Below are 25,078 nucleotides of genomic sequence, written 5' to 3' on the forward strand. Positions count from 1 at the left end.
CTAAAAGATGTGACAGTAAACAAGGCTGTCCTTTCGCACTGGATCAGCCTTGTTGTAATTGTTTTAGCTTAGCTAATGCCATCTGTGCGGCGCGTTGCTCTGCCTCTTTTTTCGAGCGTCCAACTCCAATGCCGAGCTCTTCGCCATTTAACGATACGCGCGATACGAATTCTTTATTATGGGCAGGACCTTTTTCTTGTAAAATTTTATATTCTAAAACTCCGCTACCATCACGTTGCACAAGTTCTTGTAGTTGACTTTTGTAATCCATCACATGAGAAAAAGCACCTTGGCGAATTTTCGGGAACATCGTTTTCTCTAAAAATTGTACGACTGCTTCAATCCCTTGATCTAAATAAAGCGCCCCGATAAACGCTTCAAACACGTCCGCTAACAACGACGGACGCATGCGCCCTCCTGTTAGCTCTTCTCCTTTTCCGAGCAAGACGAGATCGCCAAACGATAGCGCATGAGCGAACGTAACGAGCGACGGTTCGCAAACAATCGCTGCGCGCAGTTTCGTTAGTTCCCCTTCGCTCATTTGTGGAAACTGTTCAAATAAATATTGAGAAACGGTCAATTCAAGAACCGCGTCCCCTAAAAATTCAAGGCGCTCATTATCTTCATGTAGCCGCTTCCGATGCTCATTCACATATGATGAATGGGTAAATGCTTGAATAAGCAATTTTTCATTGCGAAAAAAAATGCCGATTTGCTCTTGAAACTGTTTAAATTTCACGTACGGTCGTTGCTTCGACATGCATATGAACCCCCAACTATAAACGTAAAAAGCATAGAAAGCCCCGCTTACAAAACGGGACTTTTCTTATTATGATAGACGGCTTTGTATGTAGTTTACTGCGTCACCGACAGTAACAATTTTCTCCGCCTCTTCATCTGAAATTTCCATATCAAATTCATCTTCTAATTCCATAACAAGCTCAACGACATCAAGCGAATCTGCTCCTAAATCTTCTTTGAATGAAGATTCAAGCGTTACTTGTGACTCCTCAACACCAAGGCGATCAACAATAATTTTCGTTACACGCTCTAACACATCTGCCATTTTATTCACCTCCCCTCAAGTCATTATACTGAATTATATCAGAAAATAAAACGAATTTTTACATGACCATGCCGCCATCAACATGAATCGTTTGCCCTGTCATATAGCTTGCCCCATCTGAAACGAGAAACGCTACGACATGCGCAATATCTTGTGGATTTCCAAAGCGAGCAAGCGGAATTTGTTGCAGCATCGCTTGGCGCACATCTTCGCTTAATTGATCGGTCATATCTGTCGTAATAAATCCAGGCGCAACGGCATTTACCGTAATGTTTCGGCTCGCAAGCTCTTTTGCGGCTGTTTTTGTTAGCCCGATGACACCTGCTTTTGCAGCAACATAGTTTGCTTGCCCTGGATTACCACTTACGCCGACAATAGACGCCACGTTTACAATTCGACCGTATCGTTGTTTCATCATCGGACGCGTCACCGCTTTTGTGCATAAAAAGACACCTTTTAAGTTCGTATTGATGACCGCATCCCATTCTTCTTCTTTCATGCGCATAAGCAAGTTGTCGCGCGTAATGCCTGCGTTGTTAACTAAAATGTCGATGCGCCCCCAACGCTCAAGCACTTCTTTCACCATGCGCTCGACCGCTTCGCTATTTGCGACATCCGCTTGTACAGCGAACGCTTCGCCGCCATGCTCGACAATTTGAGCGACAACTTCATTTGCTTTCGTTTCACTTCCTGCATAATTGACCGCTACTTTTGCGCCAAGACGAGCGAGATGCAAAGCAATTTCGCGCCCAATGCCACGTGACGCCCCTGTCACAATCGCTACTTTTCCTTCCATCTTTATTCCCCTTTCACCGCAGCCACCGTCGCTATAAACGAAGCTTCATCAAAGATCGAATAGACGTTGACATGACGGTTTATTTTTTTCACAAGACCGCTTAATACTTTTCCAGGACCAATTTCAATAAACGTATCTACACCTAAATCAATCATCGTTTGTATAGATTGTTCCCAACGAACTGGCGAATACAACTGTTCAACGAGACGATGTTTGATTTCCGTTGGATCTGTCATTGGCTCAGCTGTCACGTTCGAAATGATAGGCACTTCACTTGGTTGAAACGACAATGTGTTAAGCACCGCTGAAAACTGTTCTGCTGCAGGCTTCATTAAACTCGAATGAAACGGCCCGCTCACTTCAAGCGGAATAACCCGCTTCGCCCCTTTTTCTTTCGCAAGTTGCGATGCTCGCTCGACCGCTTCTTTTGCCCCTGAAATGACAATTTGTCCCGGACAGTTTAAGTTCGCTAATTGCACAGGTGATGATTCCGTTGATGCTTCATCGACAACTTGTTGTAATAACGCTTCATCCATACCAAGCACCGCGGCCATCGTTCCTTGTCCTGACGGCACTGCTTTTTCCATCAATTCTCCGCGCTTACGCACCGCATATACAGCGTCAGAAAACGACAGCACAGATGCTGCAACAAGCGCGCTATATTCCCCGAGGCTATGTCCTGCAACATAATGCGGAACAATACCGGCTTCTTTTACTTTTTGTAAAAATGCGATGCTTGTCGTCAATAATGCCGGTTGGGCATTTTCAGTTTTTGTTAATACGTCTTGTGGACCTTCAAAAATGAGCTGTGACAAAGAAACTTGCAATCGTTCATCCGCTTGGCGAAAAACAGCAGCTACTGCTTCATCTTTTTCCGCCCATTCTTTTCCCATGCCGACCGTTTGTGAACCTTGTCCTGGAAAAATAAATGCGATTTTCCCCATCATGCCACCTCTTATTGTTTTATTTCAGCTACGGATTGTTTCACCGTTTGTACAACGTCATTGGCGACCATTTCGCGCGCTTGGCGTACCGCATGAAAAATGGCGTGAGCATCGGATGAGCCATGTGCTTTAATGACCGGTGCTCGTAAACCGAACAGTGCTGCACCACCATATTCTGCATAATCCATTTTTTTCTTCAATTGCATAAGCTGTGGCTTTAATGCAAGCGCCGCCATTTTGCTAACCACATTGCTTGTCAATGCTGATTTTAACATTGAGAAAACAGCGATTGCCGTGCCTTCGATCGTTTTTAGCGCGACGTTGCCGGTAAATCCGTCAATAACAACGACATCCGCTACTCCTTCTAATAAATCGCGCGCTTCCACGTTTCCGACAAAGTTTAACGACGTCTGTTGCATAAGTTGAAACGCCTTTTTTGCTAATTCATTTCCTTTTTGATCCTCTGTTCCGACATTTAATAAACCGATGCGTGGGCGACTAATGCCACGCACTTTTTCAGCGTATGCCGCACCCATGAGCGCATATTGCAATAAATGTTCTGGACGAGCATCAACGTTTGCTCCAACATCTAACAATACAAATCCTTTTCCATCAATCGTTGGCAACGTCGGGGCAAGCGCAGGACGATCAATACCATCGATACGGCCGACGATAAACAACCCTGCAGCCATTAAAGCGCCCGTATTCCCTGCAGAAATGCACGCATCTGCACGTCCTTCACTTACTTCGTTTGCCATTAATACCATGGACGCCTCTTTTTTGCGGCGAACAGCACGGACTGGCTCATCTGTTGCTTCAATCACTTGTTCAGTATGAATAATGGATAGTCGTTCATCATTTGTTATGTATGGGCGAATGAGCGTCTCATTCCCGACAAGCGTAATTTCAATATCTGGAAAGTGCTCAATCGCCTTTTGTGCACCGATCACGACTTCTTTCGGTGCGTGATCGCCTCCCATGGCATCGATTGCGATTTTCATCTTTCTTCTCCGTCCTTTTTAACAACGTTTGAGCGATACATATGAAATTCTCCTTGAAAAACAAGTTCTTGTCCGACGTAGCTATTTACTTCGACGACAGTGCGCCCGTTTTCGTTTAAATTTTTCACTTTTGCTTTGGCGACGACGCGCTCACCTTCTTTGACAGGGCGCATAAAGCGAATGTTCGCCTTTGCCGTTAATGCGAGTTCATCGTTAATAACTGCTACAGCGAGCGAATTCGCTTGGGCAAATAAATGATGCCCTCGTGCAATTTGATTGCGTTTAAACACATGTTCTTGTTTGACATCAAAAATCGAAATCGCACTTTCGTCTAATTGCATATCAATAATTTCCCCGATGACTTCTTCAATAGGCAACGACTTTACTTCGTCAGCGAATGTGCGTTCAGCGACATGTTTAATGCGCTCGCGCAACTCCGGAATCGATAGTTCTAGGCGATCGAGGCGGATCGTTTGAATGCTGACTGAAAATTTTTCAGCAAGCTGTTCATCCGTAACAAAAGGATTTTCTTCAATCGTTGCTTGCAGTAATCGTTGCCGTTCTCGTTTATTTCTTCTCATATTCGATCCACCATCCGAATTATTACTAGGTACTAATAGTAGTATATAACACCCGAAGTGACATTTCAACAACTTTTAATCTAATTTTTCGCCGTTTAAAACGCCCGATTGTTGTAAATGTTCACGAAGTAGCGCATATGTTTCATGGCGCCAAAACGAAGGCGAAGCAATGAGGCGCGCTGCATCTTGTCGCGCCACTTCTAAAATGCGATAGTCGTGAACAAGATCGCCAAGGCGAAACTCGGGCATGCCGCTTTGCTTCGTTCCGAAAAAGTCGCCCGGTCCACGCAGCTCTAAATCTTTTTCAGACAATACAAAGCCGTCGTTTGTTTCTGTCATAATGCGCATTCGCTCTTTTCCGGTTTCTGATTTTGGATCAGCGACTAAAATACAGTACGACTGCGCTTGTCCGCGCCCAACGCGCCCACGCAACTGATGAAGTTGGGCAAGACCGAAACGATCCGCATCATAAATGACCATGACCGTTGCATTCGGAACGTTTACGCCGACCTCAACAACCGTTGTAGAAACTAAAATATGGATGTCGTTTGTGCTAAAAGCACGCATCACTTCTTCTTTTTCTTCTGAAGATAAACGACCGTGCATCAATCCAATGCGATATCGTCCTTTATAATAGTGCGTCAGCATCGCATGCACATCAATAGCATTTTGAACATCAAGCTTTTCTGATTCTTCAATGAGCGGGCAAATGACGTATGCTTGATGACCCGCATCGACTTGTTTGGCAATAAATTGAAATACACGTTCAAGCATATCGTGTTTTACCCAATATGTTTCAATTTTTTTTCTTCCTTTTGGCATTTCATCAATGACGGACACGTCCATTTCTCCAAATGCCGTAATCGCAAGCGTACGTGGAATAGGTGTCGCCGTCATAAATAATACATCGGGCGATTGTCCTTTTTCACGTAAAATACGTCGCTGTTCGACCCCGAAACGATGTTGTTCATCTGTGATAACAACACCAAGTTTCGCAAAATTCACATCGTCTTGAATGAGCGCGTGCGTACCGACAACAATGTGAACGTCGCCTGCTGCGAGCTGTTCGAGTAGCTGTTTACGCCTTTTTCCTTTTACCGAACTCGTCAACAGTTCGACACGAATGCCCATCGGTGCAAGTAGCGAACAAAGGGACTCAGCATGTTGCTCAGCTAAAATTTCTGTCGGTACCATTAACGCTCCTTGATACCCTGATAAATACACTGCGTATAATACAATAGCAGCAACGACTGTTTTTCCCGAACCGACATCGCCTTGTAATAGGCGATTCATACGGTATGGTGATTTTAAATCTTGCACAATTTCACGCACAACGCGCTGTTGGGCGTTCGTTAACGGAAAAGGGAGCGACTGAATAAAAGCATGAAGCTGCTCATCGGAAAAGCGATGAGCAACGCCCGGTGACTGTTCGCGACGATATTTTTTCAACGCTTGCATTTTCAATTGAAAAAGTAAAAATTCTTCATAAACGAGACGGCGCCGCGCTTGTTTCAGTTGCTCGTGCGAAAGCGGCATATGAATGGCTCGTATTGCATCACGTTTTGATATAAGCCGATATGTTTGCAGCAACTCGTTCGGTAACGGATCGACGATCGCATCGCTGTATTGTTGCAAAGCAAGCGCAATAAAACGTCGCATACCTTTCACCGTTACATCGCCACGCGTCGAATAAACCGGTTCGATTTCCTTTTGCTGTTTCATTTCCCCGATGTGTAACTGTTGTACCGTAATCGTTTGACGATGTTTATCCCACTTTCCTGTGATCGTTACCGTTTCGTGTAAAGCAAGCTTCTTTTTCAAATACGGTTGGTTAAAACAAACGGCGGTTACTAAAAACCGGTCCACAAGTACACGAAACGTTAACCGTGACTTTTTTCTGCTGTAGTACGTCAGCACAGGCTCGCTATATACTTTGCCAACAATCGTTATTTTTTCATCGTGCTTTGCTTCTTCTAATGAACATATGCGATAATCTTCATAACGAAAAGGGAAATGATATAACAGTTGTTCAATTGTATCAATTCCCATATCATGAAGAGCGGCGGCTGTTTCTTCACCAATTCCTTTAATCGATGTGACTGTTTGTTGTAGTACGTCACTCACGTTTCTCATTCGGCTTGCCGAAAATGCTCGCTTCTAATTTACGAGCGGTCGGCGTCGCCGCTAACCCTCCTTGTGCTGTTTCTTTTAACGCAATAGGCATCGTTTGACCGATGCGAAACATCGCTTCAATCACTTCATCGCACGGAATGCGACTTTGTATCCCAGCAAGTGCCATATCAGCAGCAATCATCGCATTTGCTGCTCCGATCGCATTTCGTTTCACACATGGTACTTCCACTAACCCTGCAACAGGGTCACAGACGAGCCCAAGCATATTTTTTAACGCGATCGCCATCGCTTCTGCCGCTTGTCTTGGTGTACCACCAGCCATTTCGACAAGCGCCGCCGCTGCCATGCCTGCTGCTGAGCCGACTTCTGCTTGACAACCTCCTGCCGCTCCAGAAATCGATGCGTTGTTTGCAACAACGAATCCGAACGCACCAGCTGTAAATAAAAACTCAACCATTTGTTCACGCGTCGGCTGCAGTTTTTCTTTTACTGCAAATAACGTACCTGGGACGACACCAGCCGATCCTGCTGTCGGGGTAGCACAAATCATTCCCATCGCCGCGTTCACTTCGTTCGTCGCCATTGCTTTGCTCACGGCATCTAAAATCGTTTCTCCCGATAAAAATTGGCCGCGTGCAATATATTGTTGTAAGAGAGGAGCATCGCCGCCCGTTAGCCCGGAATGCGAGCGAACACCTGCTAATCCGCGTATGACGGCTTGTTCCATCACTTGTAAGTTTTTCTCCATTTGCGCAACGATATCCTCTCGACTGCGCTCAGTCACTTCCATTTCTTGGCGAATCATCACTTCAGCAATTTTTATTTGTTCCCGTTCCGCTCGTTCCACAAGTTCTGCTACATTTCGAAACATCGTTATCTCCCCTTTGCGCCGAGCTTACTCGACAATTTTTGTTACGTCAATGATATGTGGTAGCGCTTTTAATTGTTCAACAATCGCATCGTCAATATTTTGATCGACTTCAATCGTCATTAACGCTTGTTTTCCTTTTTCTTTCCGCGAGACTTCCATGTGACCGATGTTGATAGCATATTTCGCCAACACGTTAGCGACCCCTGCGATCGCTCCATAACGATCGTTATGCATAATTAAAAGGGCAGGGTGATGACCAGAAAGCTTTAATTCGAAACCGTTTAGCTCAATAATTTCAATTTTTCCACCGCCAATTGAAATGCCGACAAGCTCTAATTCGCCTTGTTCGTCGCCGAGACGAATTTTTGCAGTATTTGGGTGAGGCGGAATCGCTTCTTCTTCATGAAACGTGATGCGAATACCTTCTTGTTTGGCGATGTGTAACGATGTTTTCATTCGTTCATCAAACGTATCAAAATTTAATAAGCCGCCAACGATGGCAACATCTGTGCCGTGTCCTTTGTACGTCTCAGCGAATGAACCGTAAAAGAAAATATCGGCCCATGCTGGCTTTCTCCCAAATAAATTGCGCGCTACTTTGCCAATGCGTACCGCTCCTGCTGTATGCGAGCTTGACGGACCGATCATAATCGGACCGATAATGTCAAATACACTGCGATATTTCACGTTTTGTTCTCCCCTTTGTCATCTTCATGAAAAAGAAGGGGAACACTCCCCTTCTTTCATTGTATGTGAATGATAGCGATCTCGCGTTATTCAATCGCAAAAATAAATGGATAGAGCGGTTGACCACCGTGATGTGTTTCTACTTCGACATGTGGGAATTGTTGTTCAACAAATTGAACGACGTGTGCAAGTTGTTCTTCTGTCGCATCTTCACCAAAGAGAATCGTTAAAATCTCGTCTTCCTCGCTAACCATATGTGTAAGTAACGTTTCAACGACATGCGTAAGCTCTTTGTCCGATACGACAATTTTCCCATCGGCAATTCCCATATAATCATCTTTTTCGATTTCGACACCATCAATATTTGTATCGCGTACAGCAAACGTCACTTGTCCTGTTTTTACGCGAGCAAGTGCCTCCGTCATCGCTTTCTCATTGTCTTCTTTTGTCGCAGAAGGGTTAAAGGAAAGCAAAGCAGTCATTCCTTGTGGTACTGTTTTTGATGGAATGACAACCACATCACATGAAGCGACAGAAGCGGCTTGTTGAGCTGCTAAAATAATGTTTTTATTATTTGGCAAAACAAATACCGTTTGGGCATTTACTTCCTCAATTGCCTTCACGATGTCTTCTGTGCTTGGATTCATCGTTTGTCCACCTTCGATGACCGCATGAGCACCGATGCTTGTAAATAATTCGGCAATGCCATCCCCCATTGCTACCGCAACGATGCCATATGGGATGCGCTCTTGTTTTTTCGGCGGCTGCATCTCTTGGTGAACAATATTTGCGTGCTGTTCGCGCATGTTTTCGATTTTAATGTTAATTAAACTTCCGTAGCGTTGTGCATAAGTGAGCACTTCACCTGGTTGCTCCGCATGAATGTGCACTTTCACTAATTCATCATCTGCAATAACAAGAAGCGAATCACCGAAACGGCTTAAATCTTGACGAAATGCATCTTCATGAAACGGATGTTTCGCTACTTTATCTTGCTCAAATTTCACCATAAATTCTGTACAATATCCAAATTCAATATCATCTGCACTTAGATGGCTTTGAACGTTGCGATGATGTTCTGTGCGGACGAGCTGTTCCATTGACAATGCTTCTGTTTCTGCAATCGTTTCACCTTTTAAAGCAGCTAAAAATCCTTCATATACAAATACGAGGCCTTGTCCACCGCTGTCGACGACACCTACTTCTTTTAAAACAGGAAGTAAATCAGGCGTCCGCTTCAACGATGCTTTTGCTTCTTTTAACACTTCCGTCATCACAACGACGATATCCGTTTCTTTTTTCGCCACAGCTACTGCGCGCTTTGCTGCGTCTTTTGCAACGGTTAAAATTGTACCTTCAACTGGCTTCATGACCGCTTTATATGCCGTTTGTACACCCGCTTCAAGCGCCGCCGCAAACTCTTTGCTGTTAATTTCGCTTTTTTGTTCAATCGCTTTCGCAAATCCACGGAATAATTGCGATAAAATGACGCCTGAATTTCCGCGCGCGCCCATTAATAATCCCTTCGCTAGCGCACTTGCCACTTTCCCGATATGGTCAGATACGTGATTTTTTACTTCTTTCGCACCAGACGTCATCGACAAATTCATGTTCGTTCCTGTATCCCCATCTGGAACGGGAAACACGTTTAATGCATCTACTGTTTTTGCATTGTTCGCTAAATGTGTCGCGCCTTGCAACACCATTTGTGCAAAGCGTTTCCCATCTAATGTTGTCATTGTCACAGACTAGTTCCTCCTCACTACGGATTCGTGACACGAACCCCTTGAACATAGATGTTAATCGAATGAACAGATAAACCTAACGTTTGATCTAACGTATACTTCACTTTCGTTTGTACGTTATGGGCAACTTCAGAAATTTTCGTACCGTAGCTAACGATGACGTATAAATCGATGTGCACTTCATCGTTTTCTTGGCGAACAACAATACCTTTTGCGAAATTTTCACGACGTAAAATTTCAGCAATCCCATCTTTCAATTGATTTTTTGATGCCATGCCGACAATGCCGTAACAATCGACCGCGGCTCCTCCAGCAATTGCTGCAATGACATCGTTGCTAATTTCAACACGACCGTATTTCGTTTGTAATTCAATGGACATCGCTCAAGTCCCCTTTCTTGTTAGGTAGCTAACGCCATTGTACTATACTCGGCTTATTTTTAAAAGTTCCTACCCATAGTATATTTACCCGAAATAGAAAACAGATGTCAAGGTTATTTTCTTGAAAGAGTATGTCGGAAGTATTGCAATCCGTTTTTATGTATGATAAATTATAGTAGTGTTTTGAGCACGTAGTTTGGCAAGTGAGGAGGGAAACAAAATGGCAAAATGCTTTGTGACTGGTAAGAAAAAATCATTCGGAAACGCTCGTTCTCACGCAATGAATGCGAGCCGCCGCACATGGAAAGCAAACCTTCAAAAAGTTCGCATTTTAGTTGACGGAAAGCCAAAGCGCGTTTGGGTTTCTGCTCGCGCATTAAAATCCGGAAAAGTAGAACGTGTGTAATAGAAAAAAGCACCAATCATTTGGTGCTTTTTATCCTTTTTTGAACGAATTTAACATTGCTCGCACAATTCCACCTAAAAATTTCGGCAACTTAATCGTATAAAATTTCACTATGATTCCCTCCCCTACAGTGCACACTCTTCTACTAATATATTCATCTCCGCACAAATCGTACCTCGAAGCGTTATTTTTCATCCTTGCTTCTTATCATCATTAATATGCCTTCAGTGAACGAAAAAGTACCAAAATGATGGATGAGTTCGTTGCTTACGCATAATGTTGATCCAAGCGGTATATCGTGCGCATCGAGCGAATATTTAAATCCCCGAAGCGTTAAAGCACGAATCGGGGTCATGGGGATAAAGGAAATATACGAATAGTCGCCTTCATTTTCAACGATATGTTCGCCGTTTCGATAAAGTGTAACGACATTTTGACGATCAATTAATTCAATTTGTCCATCTTTTCCTTTAAACAAAAGCTGGACGTTTCCGAATAAATGATCAAGTCGCCCACCTGTTCCTCCAAACACGCGAATTTTTGTCGCTTGTTGTTCAAGCGCCCAATCAAGTGCAATGTCTGTATCCGTTTGATCTTTTTCAGATGGCCATATGTCGATGTGAGGTAATTTTTTTTTCAATTGTTGTAACTCTCGTTCATCCATGGAGTCAAAATCGCCAAACGCTCGTTTTGGCATGATTCCCGCATCAAGTAGCGCTAAAACGCCACGATCTACTCCTATCCAACATACGTCTTCTCCGTCATAAGCTTGCAAATGAGGTAAGAAGCTTGTCGGCCCTCCTGCTACAAGATGAATAATCAATTGGCTCCCCTCCTAAGAAAGAAGGATGTGTCAAGATGACACACCCTCGCGAATAGCGCGAATTGCTTTGGCACGATCTTTTTGATTATAAATGGCTGATCCTGCAACGAGAACGTTCGCTCCGGCTTCGACACAAAGTTTTGCGGTTTCAGCGTGAATGCCGCCGTCGACTTCAATTTCAACAGAAATTCCACGCTCGCGAACGAGTGTTGAGAATGCTTGAATTTTTGGAAGTACTGCTGGAATAAACGATTGTCCACCAAAACCCGGATTGACCGTCATAAATAAAACGAGGTCAATGTCTTCAACCAAATGTTCAATCATCGAAATCGGTGTATGCGGATTTAACGCTACTCCTGCTTTTACACCATGTTCTTTAATGAGATGAATGGTGCGATGTAAATGCGGACACGCTTCAACGTGTACGGTTAAATAGTCTGCTCCTGCTTTCGCAAACGTCGGGATATAACGATCGGGTTGTTCGATCATTAAATGAACGTCGAGCGGCAATGTTGTTACAGGTCGAATCGCTTCCACGATGAGCGGGCCGATGGTAATATTCGGGACGAAATGCCCGTCCATGACATCGACGTGAATATAATCCGCTCCCCCACGCTCAACATCGATAATTTCTTCGCCAAGTTTAGCGAAATTGGCAGATAAAATGGATGGTGCAATTTTAACCATGTTTAATACCTCGGCTTTCGTTCTTTGATTTCCTCGATAAAGCTCACGTAATGTTCGTAACGATAAGAAGGAATGTCTCCCGAGGCTAACGCCTCTTTCACCGCACATTTCGGCTCGGCTGTATGCGTACAACCACGAAACTTACAATCAGCACTTCTAGCTACAAACTCTGGAAAACAAAGCGGCAATTGTTCGAGTTCGATCTCATCGAATTCTAGCGCACTAAATCCCGGCGTATCTGCAACAAAACCGCCCCCGATTTCAATTAACTCAACATGCCTTGTCGTATGTTTTCCTCGTCCAAGATGATGGGAAATGTCCCCTGTTTTTAACTGTAAGTCCGGACGTAACGCATTGAGTAAAGACGACTTCCCAACGCCCGACTGCCCCGCAAATACGGACACTTTTCCTGCAAAGTACGGCAATAACGCCTCAACGCCCGCAAGCGTTTTGACTGACACTTCTAACACATCATATCCAATTTGACGGTAATCGCGAATATATTGTTCGATGTGCGGCTTTGTTTCATCATCGACTAAATCCATTTTGCTTACAACAATAACGGGGCGAATGTGTTTTGCTTCAATGAATACGAGAAATCGATCCAGTAGCCCGGGGCTGAAATCTGGCTCGGCGGCTGAAAACACTAAGATCGCTTGATCGATATTTGCGATTGGCGGGCGAACAAGTTCATTTTTCCGCTCAAATACATCTAATATGTAGCCTTCTCGCTCATTTTCCGCCTGAAAAGAGACGTAGTCGCCAACAAGCGGCGTCACTTTCCGCTTTCGAAATACCCCGCGACCACGGCATTGATACACTTGACCGTCGCTTAACACGTAATAAAAGCCGCTTAGCGCTTTAATAATTTTTCCTTCTGCCATACCTTCCCTCCTTTAAGGTGTTGTTGGATATGGAACGATACCTTCACGTACTGTCGTGCCATTGACAACGACGCGATATCTTCCTTGTTTCCCTTGTTGAATGACAAATTCGACACGTTCTTTTACATCATTTGTTAAGCGATAACGTTTGTATGGTTGAGCAAATGAATGGTTTTCATCTTCAATATATAATTCCGCCATGACTGGTTCGGTTGCATCAACAGGCGGTTCATACGGAATGTCAATTTCTTGAGTGACTTTCTTTGTCTGGATCGGCTCTTTTCCAAGGGAAATCACGACGGTAACAGTCGCCCCTTTCTCCAATCTTGCATTCGCTTGTGGTGTTTGGGAAATGACGAGCCCTTTTTCGACTGTATCAGAATATTGCTGTTTGACGATCACGTACAATTGTTGGTCTGCCGCATAATCGCGCACACTTTTTTCCGTGTATCCTGTTAAGTCTTTTAAAATAATTTTTTCTTGCCCAAGGCTTACTGTGAAACGCACTTCTGTTTCTTCTGGCACCACTTTTTCACCTGGAAGCGGAAATTGCTCAATGATCGTTCCTGCAGGTTCGTCGCTATACACTTCCTTTTTATCAATAAGCAAATATTTTTCCGCTCGCAATTGTGGCTCGATATCAGCGATTTGCTCACCAACATAATTTTTGAACTCAACTTTTTTCTTTCCTATACTCTTGTAAATTGTCACCGCCGTACCTACTTTTACGACTTTTCCAGCCTGTGGATTTGTACGAATGACGTAACCTTCTGCAATATCATCATGTTCTTCTTCAACCGTCTTTTCAATTTTCAAGCCTAACGACGTTAATTGTGTGATCGCCTCATCATAATTTTCATTCGTTACATCAGGCACAGTCACATCTTTTGGAAAAAATAAATCTGGAAGCCATGTGACCGCACTCACCCCAACACCGATGAACAACAAAAGAAACACCGTCCATGCAACAAGCCACTTTTTCGAGCGCTTCTTCTTTGGAGAAACGTCTTCTTGTCTTTCTTGTGGTGGAGAAGCGGCCGATTTGACAATTGGAATAATTTTCGTCTCTTCATCATCGTCTTCTATAGGTAACGTAAACTTCGCTTCGTTCATACGCTCCGGTGAAAGAGCGGTACGAATATGTTGTTGCATGTCTAATGCGCTATTGTAGCGATGCAACAAATTTTTTGCTGTTGCTTTTAACACAATGTTTTCTACACTTTGCGGAATATTCGGATTCCATCGTCGCACAGACGGTGTTTCTGTTTGCAAATGTTTTAATACAATCGCCACAGCAGATTCGCCAGAGAACGGCAATTGACCTGTTAATAGTTCAAACATGACGATACCGAGCGAATAAATATCCGATTTTTCCGTCGCCATCCCACCTTTAGCTTGCTCAGGCGATAAATAATGAACAGAGCCTAAAACGGAATTCGTCTGGGTAATTGTCGTTGAACTTAAAGCAACCGCGATACCGAAGTCTGTAATTTTTAATGTTCCATCTTCTGCCACCAAAATATTTTGTGGCTTAATGTCGCGATGAATGACTCCGTTTTGATGGGCGTGGGCCACTGCCCCTGTCAATTGATCCATCATGCGCAACACGTCTTGCACAGGGAGGGGGGCATGTTGCTGAATATATTGTTTTAACGTACATCCACGCACATATTCCATGACCATGTAATAAATACCGTCATCTTCTCCGACATCGTAAATCGTTACAATATTTTCATGGTTTAAACTTGTTGCGGCTTGTGCTTCGCGGCGAAAACGTTTAATAAATAATTCATCGTTTGCAAAATCTAAACGTAACACTTTTACAGCAACGTCGCGATCCAAAATGATATCTCTAGCTAAATAAACGTTCGCCATGCCACCGCCACCAATGAGTTGCAAAATTTTATAGCGACCGTTTAATCGTTTGCCGATGAGCACGAGCGATCACCTACTTTCATCCACATCTGCAAATTGTACGATCGCTAACGTAATATTATCTTCCCCACCGTGCTCATTTGCGACATCAATGAGCGCCTGCGCTTTTTCTTCAAGCGAGCGATCAGATGTCAATATGTCGACCATCGTCGATTCCGATACTTTATTAGAAAGTCCGTCAGAACAAAGCAATAACATATCTCCTTCTTCGACAGTCACTGTTTTCACGTCTAGCTGAATCGTCTGTTCTGTTCCGAGCGCACGCAATAGCACATGTTTACGCGGATGATATTCTGCATCTTCTTTCGATAGTTGCCCGCTTTTCACTAGCTCATTAACAAGAGAATGGTCTTCCGTCATTTGTTGAAAACCATTTGTATTTAACAAATAGCAACGACTATCACCAATGTGCCCGATCGTCGCAAACTGGTTTGTACAAATAGCAGCAACAACGGTCGTCCCCATTCCTTGACAATGATCGTTCGTTTGGGAGTGATGAAAGAGCGATTCGTTTACTTTCATGACATGTTCTTTTAGCCACGTTTCCGCTTGTTGTGGCGATGTCATTTCATCTGTTTCTTCCCAAAATTTTTTTAATTGTGTCATCGTCATTTCACTCGCCACATCGCCAGCCAGATGACCACCCATCCCGTCAGCGACAACGGCTAAATAGTTGCCTGCTTTATTGATAAAAACACCGCCATTATCTTCATTATGCGACCTAATTTTACCGACATCCGTTTGAAACACCGCCTTCATACATGCACGATACTCACGCAAGTATCGCTTCCTCCCTTCTGCTGTCCCGTTTACGCTTTCGTTTCTTCTTTTCTTTCTTTTGCACGCAGTTGTCCGCATGCTGCATCAATATCATGCCCTTGTTCACGACGAATCGTGACGTTAATGCCGTGTTTTTTTAACGTTTTTTCAAACGCAAAAATTTGTTCACGCGGCGTACGAACATAGTTGCGTTCAGGTACGTAGTTGACTGGAATTAAATTGACATGGCATTTTAATCCTTTAATCAGTTCCGCAAGCTCTTCTGCATGTTCAATTTGATCGTTCACACCGCCAAATAAACCATATTCAAATGTGACGCGTCTCCCGGTTTTTTCAATGTAATAGCGCACCGCTTCCATTAATTCCGGCAATTTATAAGCGCGGTTAATCGGCATCAGTTTCGAGCGCAATTCCGTATTCGGTGCATGAAGCGAAATCGCAAAATTAATTTGCATATTTTCATCAGCGAATTGGTAAATTTTCGGGATAATACCGCTTGTCGATACGGTAATATGACGCGCGCCAATATGCAGCCCTTTCGGATGATTAACAATTTTTAAAAACTTGAGCAGCTCGTCATAGTTATCGAACGGTTCACCTATTCCCATGACGACGATGCTACTTACGCGTTCGTTCGTTTCATCGAGCGCTTTTTGCACTTTGACGACTTGAGCAACAATTTCACCTGCTTGTAAATTGCGCTTTAATCCGCCTAATGTCGAAGCGCAAAACGTACAGCCAATTCGGCAACCGACTTGAGTCGTGACACAAATCGAATTGCCGTAATCGTGGCGCATAAGCACCGTTTCAATGGAATAGCCGTCATGAAGCTCAAATAAAAACTTCATTGTTCCGTCTTTTGATGTTTGCTGCACGAGCGTTTTTAATGTTGTGATGACAAAATGTTCATCCAACCGCTCGCGTAGTGCTTTTGGAATATTCGTCATGTCTTCAAACGATGTCACCCGTTTTTTATATAGCCATTCAAAAATTTGTGTGGCGCGAAACGGCTTTTCTCCTTGCTGTTCCACCCAACTTTGTAAGTCTTCTAAACGTAGCGAGTAAATGGATGGTTTCATGTTATGTCACCTTTCTTTTTCAATGTTGCGATAAAAAATCCATCGCTAAATACGTGATGTGGAAGTAGTTGCAACATGCCGTCATGCACATACGATGCAACTGACGATGGCAGGCGTGAAGCAAGCGTTTCGTCGCGATCATATTCGGGATGTTCATCTAAAAACCGAGCGATGACTTGTTCATTTTCTTCGCGATCAACGGTACATGTGCTATATACAAGCGTTCCGCCACGTTTTAAAAGCGGGGCAACGGCTCGTAAAATATTTAGTTGAACGTTTGCAAGTTGTGCAATATCTGTTTCGCTTTTCGCATATTTAATTTCCGGCTTCCGACGAATGACGCCAAGTCCTGAACACGGAGCATCAACTAATATCCGATCAAACGTTTCAGCGACAAATTGCGTATGCGCTTGACGACTATCGAGCTGTTTCGCTTCTATATTCGACAAACCGAGCCGCTTCGCCTGCTGTTCAATGAGTTTTACTTTATGATCATGAATATCTAAAGCGACAATGCGGCCACGATTGTTCATTCGTTCCGCAATATGCGTCGTCTTTCCGCCTGGAGCTGCACAACAGTCTAACACGACGTCTGTTTCGTTCGGCGAGAGGGCGTAGGCAACAAGCATTGAGCTTTCATCTTGAATCGTAATGAGCCCTTCTTGAAACACGCTCGTTTTCGCTGCATTTCCTTTTATGATTTTGATTCCAATCGGCACGACGGAAGAAGAAACGGCTTCAATGCCTTCTTCTTTTAGGCGGGCGATCACTTCTTCAACGGTCGCACGCATAACGTTTACTCGTGCTGTTTGTTCAGGCGGTAAAACGTTTGCTTCACACATCCGTTTCGTCGCATCTAATCCGAATTGTTCAACCCACCGGCGCACGAGCCAAAGCGGATGGCTCGTTGCGATCGCTAAACGTTCGAGGTCGTCCTGTATTTCATCAAAAGAGCGCAACCCTTGGCGCTGAATCGAGCGCAATACGCCGTTAACAAGCGAGGCGATGCCGCGATGCCCCCGCCGTTTAGCAATTTCAACCGCTTCAAACAATACTGCGCGATCGGGGATGCGATCTAAATATACCATTTGATAAAGCGACAAGCGAAGCAACAGGCGCACCCACGGCTCGATTTTTCCTTTAACAAACGGCTGTAAATAGTAATCGAGCGTATCGCGACGTTGTACCGTTCCGTACACTAATTCCGTTAAAAGCGCAACATCTTGGGCGGATAATTCGTTCGTTTCAATGACGTGATGTAACGACAAGTTGCTATATGCTCGTTTTTTTTCAATGTCGATTAGCACATCTAATGCTAAGTTTCGCACGTTTTGTTTACTCATTCGTTCCTCCTAATACTATCCCAATTGAAATCGTCTTGCCGCGCAAAAAGTCGGTGGCGCTCATCTTTCGTTTTCCGGCTGGCTGCAGTTCCGTAATTTTTATCGCTGTCTCATTACCGGTTGCAACGATGATGCCATCTTGCTCAACGGCGACAATCGTGCCTGGTTGTGCTTGTGAAGAAGATTGCACTTTTTCTCCCCACCAAATTTTCCAACGTTCATCGCCATATGTCGTATAGGCAACAGGCCACGGATTCATGCCGCGAATATGGTTATAAATGTCTTCACCTGTTTTCGTCCAATCGATTCGTTCTTGTTCGGGCTTAATGTTGTATGCAAACGTCGCTTGTTCATCGTCTTGCTTGATCGGAGTAATGTCGCCCCGAAGCAGTTTCGGAAGCGTCTCAGAAAGTAGAGTCGCACCTGCTTGACTAAGTTTATCATGCAACGTTCCGACTGTATCGCGCTCATCAATTGGCACTTCTACTTGCGTTAATATATCACCTGCATCTAGCTTTTCAACCATGTACATAATTGTAATGCCCGTTTTCTTTTTTCCTTGTAAAATGGCGTAATGAATTGGAGCACCTCCGCGCAATTCTGGCAAAAGTGACGCGTGAACATTTATACAACCATACTTTGGTGCTTCTAGGAGCGGTTTCGGTAAAATTTGTCCGAATGCAGCGGTCACAATGATGTCTGGTTGTAAAGCAATCACTTGTTCATATTGGTCTTTTTCCCGAATTTTCGTTGGTTGTAGTATCGGAATGCCGTAAGATTCAGCTGTCACTTTCACAGGCGGTGGGGTTAATTGTTGTTTTCGTCCTTTCGGTTTATCTGGTTGCGTCACGACGCCGACTACGTTGTATCCGTCTTTAATCAGTTGCTCTAAAATCGGAACAGCAAAATCAGGTGTTCCCATAAACACAATGTTCATCCTTCGAACTCTCCTTCTTCATAATAACGAATCACTTTTGACGTAAATAATATGCCATGTAAATGGTCGATCTCATGTTGTAACGCGCGTGCTAAAAAGCCGGTCGCTTCGATTTCGAACGGGCGACCGCGCCGATTTTGCGCACGTACTTTCACGTATTGAAAACGTTTCACTTCTCCAAATAATCCCGGAAAACTTAAACATCCTTCTGGCCCGATTTGTTCGCCGCTCTGTTCAACGATGACAGGATTAATTAATTCAATGCGCCCATGGCGGTCACCAATGTCAACAATCGCAATTTGTTGAGCGATACCGATTTGTGGGGCGGCTAAACCGACCCCATCGGCCGCAAGCATCGTATCATACATATCGTTTAATAGCTTCGTCAATTTTCGGTCAAATACAGTGACCGGCTGACAAGCGGTTTCTAAAATTGGTGCAGGATATATGACAATCGGTAAAATCGCCAAAACGTCTCCTCCCTTATTTACATCATCATATATGGATTTAAATCAATCGTAATCGTCACATCGCCGCGCGCCATGTCGCGCTGATAATGTTCAACAATCGTGCGCAACGCCGTCGTTAAGTTCGCTTCTCGCTTGTATTTTATCATGCATTGGTAACGATATCTATCGTTCATGCGCGCAATTGGAGAAGCGACAGGCCCTAGCACAACCGCTTCAGGAGAAAGATGTTTTTTCACGTGTGCAGCAATTTTTTCCGCTACGCTTACTCCTTTGAGCGGATCGACATGGGATACAGTAATAAGCGTTAAATAGTAAAACGGCGGATACCCATGTTTTTTTCGGGTGATCATTTCGCGTTCATAAAACGCTTCAAAATGATGATCGGCTGCTAGTTGAATGCTGTAATGTTCAGGCGTGTACGTTTGAATGACGACTTCGCCCGGCAAATGATGCCGTCCGGCTCTACCGCTCACTTGTGTTAGTAGCTGAAACGTTTTTTCTGCCGCCCGAAAGTCAGGCACATGAAGCATTGTGTCAGCCGCTAATACGCCAACTAATGTGACGTTCGGAAAATCAAGTCCTTTCGCAATCATTTGCGTGCCAAGTAAAATGTCAGCATTCCCTTCCCCAAATTCATTTAACAATCGTTCGTGTGCTCCTTTACGGCTCGTCGTATCGACATCCATGCGAATGACGCGCGCATGAGGTAAAAGTTTTGTTAATTCTTCTTCTACTTTTTGTGTTCCTGTTCCAAAAAAACGAATATGTTCGCTTTGACAAGCAGGACAATGTGAAGACATACGCTGTTCGTATCCACAATAATGACATTTCAGTTGCTGTTGAACGCGATGGTATGTAAGCGAAATATCGCAATGTGGGCATTGAATAACGTGACCGCAGTCTCGACACATGACAAAAGATGAATAGCCACGACGATTTAAAAATAAAACGGACTGTTCCCCTTTTTGTAACCGCTCCGTTAATTTTTCAAATAAGAGCCGAGAAAACATCGAACGGTTTCCTGCCCGCAATTCTTCGCGCATATCGACAATCTCAACAGGTGGAAGCGCATGATCGTTCATTCGTCTCGTTAACGTAACTTGTTTATATACCCCTTTTTTCGCGCGCGCAAATGATTCAAGCGATGGAGTGGCGCTCCCGAGCACAACCGGACAACGATGGTAACGACCGCGAAAAATGGCAACATCGCGCGCGTGATAGCGCGGTGATTCTTCTTGTTTGTAGCTCGTTTCATGCTCTTCATCAATAATAATGATGCCGATGTTTTCAAACGGGGCAAAAATGGCAGAGCGCGCCCCGACGACGAGTTGCACTTCTTTTCGTTGAATTTTCCGCCATTCATCATACTTTTCTCCGAGCGATAAGCCGCTATGAAGAACGGCTACTCTCGAGCCGAATCGTTCTTTAAACCGTCTTACCATTTGTGGGGTAAGTGAAATTTCAGGTACGAGCACAATCGCTTCTTTTCCTTTTTTTAAGACGATATCAATCGCCTGCATATACACTTCTGTTTTTCCGCTTCCGGTGACGCCGTACATTAAAAAAACATCGTGCACGTCTTCGTCAAGCGCTTGTCCGATCGCATGTAGCGCTTTGCGCTGTTCATCTGTTAAAGCGAGCGGTTTTGTTTTTGTAAATGAGCGATTTGCATATGGGTCACGATATACTTCCTGTTCTTTCACAGTAACAAGCTGTTTTTTCATAAGCGATTGAACGGTCGCGAATGTGCTATTTGTTTCGCTCAGCAGCTGTTTTAACGGTAAAGTGCGCGCCGCAAGCAACCGCTCGAGCACTTGTTTTTGTTTGATTGCGCGCGTTGAGAGCGATGCGAGTATATGGGTGACATGTTCATCGCTTGCACATAATTCGACCCATTTTTCTGTTTTTATTTTTCCTTTTTCTTCAACACGATAAACGACTTCAATATGGCCATTTGCAATTTCTTTTTGCAACAGGCGGACGTATGGTGTTTTTTCGACATCACTCCACGGAATGGCGAGACGATCGCCAAACAACGCACGTACATCTTCATGCACAAGCGAAATATGTTGCTCAATGAGCCGAATATCTTTTTCATACTTCGCCTTCATCGCCGCAGGGAGCATCGCTTGAAGCGCTGACACCATAAAACAAAGCGTCGTTTCCGTTAGCCATTTTCCTAATTGAAGCAGTTCTTCATTAAATACAGGAACGACATCAAAAAGGGAATGAATAGGCTTTAATTGTTCTATCGGCATATCGGTCGTTTCTTTCACTTCAATGACAAACCCTTGTAAAAGTCGGGTGCCAAATGGCACGACAACGCGCATCCCTGCTTGTACGATGCCGACAAGTTCAGGCGGGATGATGTAATCAAACGGGCGATCCGTTTGACTCGCTGGAATATCAACGATGACAGAAGCAATCGTCATAAGCGTCCCTCAATTTCGTGATGAACTTCACGTAAAATTTCTTTTGCCACTTCCGATTTTGGTAAAAGCGGAAGTTGTTTTTCGGTGCCGTCTCGTTTAAATAGCGTTACAATATTCGTATCCGTTCCGAATCCCGCCCCTTCTTGCACGACGTTATTTGCGACAATCATATCGGCGTTTTTGCGGGCAAGCTTGTCTTTGGCATATCGTTCGACATCGTTCGTCTCTGCCGCAAAACCGACTAAAAATTGATGCGTTTTTTGTTTACCGAGCGTTTGTAAAATATCGACGGTTCGTTCTAAAACGACAGTATAGTCCTCTTGTTGTTTTTTTATTTTATTGTCCGCAACATATTTTGGACGATAATCTGCTACTGCCGCTGTTTTAATGACGATGTCGCTATCGTGAAAATGGTTCATCACGTTTTCATACATGTCTTGCGCGCTTTCCACACGAATCGTCTGTACGCCTGCAGGACTAGGAAGCGATGTCGGACCAGAAATGAGCACGACATCGGCTCCAAAATCGCGCGCCGCTTCGGCGAGTGCATATCCCATTTTCCCAGTCGAATGATTACTGAAAAAACGGACAGGGTCAAGTTTTTCACGGGTCGGACCAGCGGTCACTAACACTTTTTTTCCTTTTAATATCTCGTTTGTTGCGAAATGTTGTTCAAGCAAAGCGACGATCGTTTCTGGCTCTTCTAATCGTCCTTTTCCAACGTAACCGCACGCAAGCATCCCTTCCGCCGGTTCAATGAAGCGATAACCGAATGACTGCAATGTACGCATATTTTGTTGCACAGCTGGGTGTTCATACATATGAACGTTCATCGCTGGGGCAATCCACACCGGCGCTTTTGTCGCAAGTAAAATGGTTGTCACCATATTATCGGCTAGTCCGTGTGCAAGCTTTGCGATCGAGTTTGCGGTCGCAGGGGCAACGAGTACGACATGTGCCCAATCAGCTAAATCAATGTGTGCAATGACGTTCGGCTTTTTTTCATCAAATGTATCGACGTACACCTCGTTTTTTGATAACGCTTGGAACGTAAGCGGTGTAACAAATTGACAAGCCGCTTCCGTCATGACGACTTTCACATTCGCTCCCGCTTGCACAAGTTTGCTTGTGAGCACTGCTGCTTTATATACTGCAATTCCACCTGTCACACATAATAAAATGTTTTTTTGCTGAAGCATCAACGTTGCCCCTTTCATCTGGTATTTGTAAAAAAATAACAACCTAAAACTAGGTTGTCGTAAGTAGTTTATTGCGTTGCTTCTTCTTCGCTAACGACTTCAATATGACCCGCCGCAATTTCTTCTAACGCTTTGCCGACAAATTTTTTCGACACAGGTTTTTCGATCGTTAAATCGTTTTTTACTTGTAATTGGCGTGCGCGCTTCGCCGCCACTGTCACAAGCGTATATTTTGAATCTAATTTTGTCATAAGTAAATCAATCGAAGGATATAACATATTACTCAACCTCCAACATCTTTTTATATCGTTGTGCAACGCGTTCCCGACGACAATGTTCAGCCGTCACAATCGCTTTAATGCGTTCACACGCAAGCTCAACTTGATCGTTTTCAACGACGTAATCGTACGCATCCATCATTTCTAGCTCTTCTTTCGCTGCCTTTAATCGATCGCGAATGAGCTCTTCTGATTCTGTTCCGCGCATTTCAATTCGTTTACGCAATTCGCTTAAACTTGGCGGAGCGAGGAAAATAAAGAGCGCCTCTGGAAACACTTTACGAACTTGCATCGCCCCTTGCACTTCAATTTCTAAAAAGACGTCTTTTCCTTCTTGCAACGTTTTTTCCACGTACTCAATTGGCGTACCGTAGTAATTCCCAACATATTCCGCCCATTCTAGCAATTCATTTTGGCGAATCATTTGTTCAAACTGTTCGCGCGTTTTGAAAAAGTAGTCGACACCATCAACCTCCCCTTCACGCGGTTTGCGCGTCGTGACGGAAATCGAATATTGCAATTGAATGTCTGGCTGTGAAAATAATGCTTTTCGCACTGTCCCTTTTCCAACGCCGGACGGTCCTGATAAAACGATTAATAACCCTCGTTCTTTCACGTTCATCCCTACCCTTCTATAATAAACAAACTACTCCACATTTTGCACTTGTTCTTTAATTTTTTCAAGGGCGCTTTTCATGTTAACGACTTCAGAGGCGATGTGGCCATCGTTTGCTTTGGATCCGATCGTATTCATTTCGCGGTTGAGCTCTTGGACGAGAAAGTCGAGCTTTCGTCCGACTGCTCCCCCTTCAGAAACGATGCGACGAAACTGTTCAATATGGCTATATATACGTTTTAATTCCTCATGAATATCGACTTTTTCTGCAAATAAAGCGACTTCCGTTAGTAGCCGTTGTTCATCAACGATTCCTTGGACGAATTCATGCACCCGTTTATGTATGCGATCGCGGTAAGAAGCGACGACCGTTGGGGCAAGCTGTTCAATGCGATGCACACTTTTTTCGATCGTCTCAAGTTGTGTAAGCATATCTGCTAATAACGCTTTTCCTTCTTGTTCACGCATATATTTTAACTGTTCAACCGCTTCTTTTGTCGCTTCTAACAGCAAAGAAAGAAGTGCATCGTTTTGTAGCGGTTGTTCTGTCATTTCCACCGCATCTGATAGCATGTGTACAACATCTCGAAGCGATATATCGTCTTTCAAATGAAACCGACTGCGCACATCGTGAAGCATCCGATAATACGCATCAACAAGTTGCCAATCGACATGAAGCGTTCGTTCAACGAGCTGTTCTCCTTCAATCGTGACAAACACCTCGACACGTCCACGTGCAATATGTTCGGTAATGACTCTTTTTATTTTATCTTCAAACATCATCCACTGTCTAGGCATGCGGATCGAAATTTCACAAAAACGGTGATTGACTGATTTCATTTCCACCGTAATGCGTACGTTTTCATCTTCTCTTTTTCCTCGACCAAATCCTGTCATACTCACGATCATATTCTCACATCCATTGCTACATATGAAATATCGACAACAAAAGAAGGTAATAGATTGGCTCCATTACCTTCTCTCATTATAGCACATATCACTATA

The 25,078-nt window shown here is 44.0% G+C and carries 27 protein-coding genes; 1 reads left to right on the forward strand and 26 read right to left on the reverse strand.

The window, feature by feature from the left end; translation table 11 throughout:
* Window positions 1-43: 43 nt before the first annotated feature.
* The 11 genes from rnc to HNQ82_RS03195 form a co-directional block, all read right to left on the reverse strand.
* On the reverse strand, window positions 44-760 hold the full coding sequence (rnc, locus tag HNQ82_RS03145; protein WP_032099748.1) for a ribonuclease III: 717 nt from the start codon (window positions 758-760) through the stop codon (window positions 44-46).
* Window positions 761-829: 69 nt separating this feature from the next.
* Window positions 830-1,066 (reverse strand): acyl carrier protein, encoded by a 237-nt coding sequence (gene acpP, locus HNQ82_RS03150; RefSeq protein ID WP_183247079.1) that lies wholly within the window; start codon window positions 1,064-1,066, stop codon window positions 830-832.
* 58 nt (window positions 1,067-1,124) lie between these two features.
* On the reverse strand, window positions 1,125-1,862 hold the full coding sequence (fabG, locus tag HNQ82_RS03155; protein ID WP_183247081.1) for a 3-oxoacyl-[acyl-carrier-protein] reductase: 738 nt from the start codon (window positions 1,860-1,862) through the stop codon (window positions 1,125-1,127).
* A gap of 2 nt (window positions 1,863-1,864) precedes the next feature.
* Window positions 1,865-2,806: an ACP S-malonyltransferase gene (gene fabD / locus HNQ82_RS03160; RefSeq protein WP_183247083.1), complete on the reverse strand. Its 942-nt coding sequence runs from the start codon at window positions 2,804-2,806 to the stop codon at window positions 1,865-1,867.
* Between the two features lie 11 nt (window positions 2,807-2,817).
* Complete coding sequence (gene plsX, locus HNQ82_RS03165) at window positions 2,818-3,807, reverse strand: phosphate acyltransferase PlsX (RefSeq protein ID WP_183247085.1); 990 nt, start codon at window positions 3,805-3,807, stop codon at window positions 2,818-2,820.
* The gene (gene fapR / locus HNQ82_RS03170) at window positions 3,804-4,388 is read right to left on the reverse strand and encodes a transcription factor FapR (protein ID WP_183247087.1); all 585 of its coding nucleotides are present in this window, start codon (window positions 4,386-4,388) and stop codon (window positions 3,804-3,806) included. Before fapR ends, plsX begins: the two co-directional genes overlap by 4 nt.
* A 75-nt stretch (window positions 4,389-4,463) precedes the next feature.
* Window positions 4,464-6,512: an ATP-dependent DNA helicase RecG gene (recG, locus tag HNQ82_RS03175; RefSeq protein WP_183247089.1), complete on the reverse strand. Its 2,049-nt coding sequence runs from the start codon at window positions 6,510-6,512 to the stop codon at window positions 4,464-4,466.
* On the reverse strand, window positions 6,505-7,392 hold the full coding sequence (sdaAA, locus tag HNQ82_RS03180; RefSeq protein ID WP_183247092.1) for an L-serine ammonia-lyase, iron-sulfur-dependent, subunit alpha: 888 nt from the start codon (window positions 7,390-7,392) through the stop codon (window positions 6,505-6,507). Before sdaAA ends, recG begins: the two co-directional genes overlap by 8 nt.
* Window positions 7,393-7,416: 24 nt before the next feature.
* Window positions 7,417-8,079, reverse strand: a complete 663-nt coding sequence (sdaAB, locus tag HNQ82_RS03185; protein WP_183247094.1) for an L-serine ammonia-lyase, iron-sulfur-dependent subunit beta — start codon at window positions 8,077-8,079, stop codon at window positions 7,417-7,419.
* Between the two features lie 86 nt (window positions 8,080-8,165).
* Window positions 8,166-9,824 (reverse strand): DAK2 domain-containing protein, encoded by a 1,659-nt coding sequence (locus tag HNQ82_RS03190; protein WP_183247095.1) that lies wholly within the window; start codon window positions 9,822-9,824, stop codon window positions 8,166-8,168.
* Between the two features lie 17 nt (window positions 9,825-9,841).
* Window positions 9,842-10,204 carry an Asp23/Gls24 family envelope stress response protein gene (locus tag HNQ82_RS03195; RefSeq protein WP_032099757.1) on the reverse strand — a complete coding sequence of 121 codons (363 nt, stop codon included), beginning with the start codon at window positions 10,202-10,204 and terminating at the stop codon, window positions 9,842-9,844.
* A gap of 220 nt (window positions 10,205-10,424) precedes the next feature.
* Here HNQ82_RS03195 and rpmB point away from each other — a divergent pair, with 220 nt between their 5' ends.
* Window positions 10,425-10,610 carry a 50S ribosomal protein L28 gene (rpmB, locus tag HNQ82_RS03200; RefSeq protein WP_003394988.1) on the forward strand — a complete coding sequence of 62 codons (186 nt, stop codon included), beginning with the start codon at window positions 10,425-10,427 and terminating at the stop codon, window positions 10,608-10,610.
* Between the two features lie 30 nt (window positions 10,611-10,640).
* Here rpmB and spoVM read toward each other — a convergent pair whose 3' ends face one another.
* The 15 genes from spoVM to HNQ82_RS03275 all read right to left on the reverse strand — a co-directional run bounded on the left by spoVM (window position 10,641) and on the right by HNQ82_RS03275 (window position 24,982).
* Entirely contained in the window at window positions 10,641-10,721 is an 81-nt protein-coding gene (gene spoVM / locus HNQ82_RS14515; protein WP_003394991.1) for a stage V sporulation protein SpoVM, read from the reverse strand.
* A gap of 73 nt (window positions 10,722-10,794) precedes the next feature.
* Window positions 10,795-11,433, reverse strand: coding sequence for a thiamine diphosphokinase (locus HNQ82_RS03210; RefSeq protein ID WP_183247097.1), 639 nt, complete (start codon window positions 11,431-11,433; stop codon window positions 10,795-10,797).
* A gap of 30 nt (window positions 11,434-11,463) precedes the next feature.
* Window positions 11,464-12,120: a ribulose-phosphate 3-epimerase gene (gene rpe / locus HNQ82_RS03215; protein ID WP_183247099.1), complete on the reverse strand. Its 657-nt coding sequence runs from the start codon at window positions 12,118-12,120 to the stop codon at window positions 11,464-11,466.
* A 2-nt stretch (window positions 12,121-12,122) separates the two neighbouring features.
* Complete coding sequence (gene rsgA, locus HNQ82_RS03220; protein ID WP_183247101.1) at window positions 12,123-13,004, reverse strand: ribosome small subunit-dependent GTPase A; 882 nt, start codon at window positions 13,002-13,004, stop codon at window positions 12,123-12,125.
* 12 nt (window positions 13,005-13,016) lie between these two features.
* Window positions 13,017-14,942: a Stk1 family PASTA domain-containing Ser/Thr kinase gene (pknB, locus tag HNQ82_RS03225; protein ID WP_183247103.1), complete on the reverse strand. Its 1,926-nt coding sequence runs from the start codon at window positions 14,940-14,942 to the stop codon at window positions 13,017-13,019.
* Between the two features lie 6 nt (window positions 14,943-14,948).
* Window positions 14,949-15,698 (reverse strand): Stp1/IreP family PP2C-type Ser/Thr phosphatase, encoded by a 750-nt coding sequence (locus tag HNQ82_RS03230; protein WP_183247321.1) that lies wholly within the window; start codon window positions 15,696-15,698, stop codon window positions 14,949-14,951.
* Between the two features lie 50 nt (window positions 15,699-15,748).
* Window positions 15,749-16,798 carry a dual-specificity RNA methyltransferase RlmN gene (gene rlmN / locus HNQ82_RS03235; protein ID WP_055441181.1) on the reverse strand — a complete coding sequence of 350 codons (1,050 nt, stop codon included), beginning with the start codon at window positions 16,796-16,798 and terminating at the stop codon, window positions 15,749-15,751.
* Window positions 16,795-18,141, reverse strand: a complete 1,347-nt coding sequence (rsmB, locus tag HNQ82_RS03240; RefSeq protein ID WP_183247105.1) for a 16S rRNA (cytosine(967)-C(5))-methyltransferase RsmB — start codon at window positions 18,139-18,141, stop codon at window positions 16,795-16,797. The genes rlmN and rsmB overlap by 4 nt, the downstream gene beginning before the upstream one ends.
* The gene (gene fmt / locus HNQ82_RS03245) at window positions 18,134-19,078 is read right to left on the reverse strand and encodes a methionyl-tRNA formyltransferase (protein WP_183247108.1); all 945 of its coding nucleotides are present in this window, start codon (window positions 19,076-19,078) and stop codon (window positions 18,134-18,136) included. The genes rsmB and fmt overlap by 8 nt, the downstream gene beginning before the upstream one ends.
* Window positions 19,075-19,548: a peptide deformylase gene (def, locus tag HNQ82_RS03250; RefSeq protein ID WP_183247110.1), complete on the reverse strand. Its 474-nt coding sequence runs from the start codon at window positions 19,546-19,548 to the stop codon at window positions 19,075-19,077. The genes fmt and def overlap by 4 nt, the downstream gene beginning before the upstream one ends.
* A gap of 17 nt (window positions 19,549-19,565) precedes the next feature.
* The gene (gene priA, locus HNQ82_RS03255) at window positions 19,566-21,980 is read right to left on the reverse strand and encodes a primosomal protein N' (RefSeq protein WP_183247112.1); all 2,415 of its coding nucleotides are present in this window, start codon (window positions 21,978-21,980) and stop codon (window positions 19,566-19,568) included.
* The gene (gene coaBC / locus HNQ82_RS03260) at window positions 21,977-23,179 is read right to left on the reverse strand and encodes a bifunctional phosphopantothenoylcysteine decarboxylase/phosphopantothenate--cysteine ligase CoaBC (protein ID WP_183247114.1); all 1,203 of its coding nucleotides are present in this window, start codon (window positions 23,177-23,179) and stop codon (window positions 21,977-21,979) included. The genes priA and coaBC overlap by 4 nt, the downstream gene beginning before the upstream one ends.
* A 68-nt stretch (window positions 23,180-23,247) precedes the next feature.
* The gene (gene rpoZ, locus HNQ82_RS03265) at window positions 23,248-23,457 is read right to left on the reverse strand and encodes a DNA-directed RNA polymerase subunit omega (protein ID WP_003395016.1); all 210 of its coding nucleotides are present in this window, start codon (window positions 23,455-23,457) and stop codon (window positions 23,248-23,250) included.
* 1 nt (window position 23,458) lies between these two features.
* On the reverse strand, window positions 23,459-24,079 hold the full coding sequence (gene gmk / locus HNQ82_RS03270) for a guanylate kinase (protein WP_183241642.1): 621 nt from the start codon (window positions 24,077-24,079) through the stop codon (window positions 23,459-23,461).
* A gap of 24 nt (window positions 24,080-24,103) precedes the next feature.
* Window positions 24,104-24,982 carry a YicC/YloC family endoribonuclease gene (locus tag HNQ82_RS03275; protein ID WP_183247116.1) on the reverse strand — a complete coding sequence of 293 codons (879 nt, stop codon included), beginning with the start codon at window positions 24,980-24,982 and terminating at the stop codon, window positions 24,104-24,106.
* Window positions 24,983-25,078: the final 96 nt, after the last annotated feature.

The sequence above is a fragment of the Anoxybacillus tengchongensis genome, from assembly GCF_014201585.1.
GTDB classification, from domain to species: domain Bacteria; phylum Bacillota; class Bacilli; order Bacillales; family Anoxybacillaceae; genus Anoxybacillus; species Anoxybacillus tengchongensis.

Excerpts from the sequence above, each read along its gene's own strand:
- rpe (WP_183247099.1), bottom strand. The coding sequence starts at position 12,120 with ATGGTTAAAATTGCACCATCCATTTTATCTGCCAATTTCGCTAAACTT.
- fabD (WP_183247083.1), bottom strand. The coding sequence starts at position 2,806 with ATGGGGAAAATCGCATTTATTTTTCCAGGACAAGGTTCACAAACGGTC.
- gmk (WP_183241642.1), bottom strand. The coding sequence starts at position 24,079 with ATGAACGTGAAAGAACGAGGGTTATTAATCGTTTTATCAGGACCGTCC.
- rsgA (WP_183247101.1), bottom strand. The coding sequence starts at position 13,004 with ATGGCAGAAGGAAAAATTATTAAAGCGCTAAGCGGCTTTTATTACGTG.
- HNQ82_RS03195 (WP_032099757.1), bottom strand. The coding sequence starts at position 10,204 with ATGTCCATTGAATTACAAACGAAATACGGTCGTGTTGAAATTAGCAAC.
- fmt (WP_183247108.1), bottom strand. The coding sequence starts at position 19,078 with ATGAACATTGTGTTTATGGGAACACCTGATTTTGCTGTTCCGATTTTA.
- fabG (WP_183247081.1), bottom strand. The coding sequence starts at position 1,862 with ATGGAAGGAAAAGTAGCGATTGTGACAGGGGCGTCACGTGGCATTGGG.
- HNQ82_RS03230 (WP_183247321.1), bottom strand. The coding sequence starts at position 15,698 with ATGAAGGCGGTGTTTCAAACGGATGTCGGTAAAATTAGGTCGCATAAT.
- rnc (WP_032099748.1), bottom strand. The coding sequence starts at position 760 with ATGTCGAAGCAACGACCGTACGTGAAATTTAAACAGTTTCAAGAGCAA.
- rsmB (WP_183247105.1), bottom strand. The coding sequence starts at position 18,141 with ATGAGTAAACAAAACGTGCGAAACTTAGCATTAGATGTGCTAATCGAC.
- fapR (WP_183247087.1), bottom strand. The coding sequence starts at position 4,388 with ATGAGAAGAAATAAACGAGAACGGCAACGATTACTGCAAGCAACGATT.
- rlmN (WP_055441181.1), bottom strand. The coding sequence starts at position 16,798 with ATGAAACCATCCATTTACTCGCTACGTTTAGAAGACTTACAAAGTTGG.
- rpmB (WP_003394988.1), top strand. The coding sequence starts at position 10,425 with ATGGCAAAATGCTTTGTGACTGGTAAGAAAAAATCATTCGGAAACGCT.
- coaBC (WP_183247114.1), bottom strand. The coding sequence starts at position 23,179 with ATGCTTCAGCAAAAAAACATTTTATTATGTGTGACAGGTGGAATTGCA.
- plsX (WP_183247085.1), bottom strand. The coding sequence starts at position 3,807 with ATGAAAATCGCAATCGATGCCATGGGAGGCGATCACGCACCGAAAGAA.
- acpP (WP_183247079.1), bottom strand. The coding sequence starts at position 1,066 with ATGGCAGATGTGTTAGAGCGTGTAACGAAAATTATTGTTGATCGCCTT.
- rpoZ (WP_003395016.1), bottom strand. The coding sequence starts at position 23,457 with ATGTTATATCCTTCGATTGATTTACTTATGACAAAATTAGATTCAAAA.
- sdaAA (WP_183247092.1), bottom strand. The coding sequence starts at position 7,392 with ATGTTTCGAAATGTAGCAGAACTTGTGGAACGAGCGGAACGGGAACAA.
- priA (WP_183247112.1), bottom strand. The coding sequence starts at position 21,980 with ATGACGATTGCTTCTGTCATCGTTGATATTCCAGCGAGTCAAACGGAT.
- HNQ82_RS03275 (WP_183247116.1), bottom strand. The coding sequence starts at position 24,982 with ATGATCGTGAGTATGACAGGATTTGGTCGAGGAAAAAGAGAAGATGAA.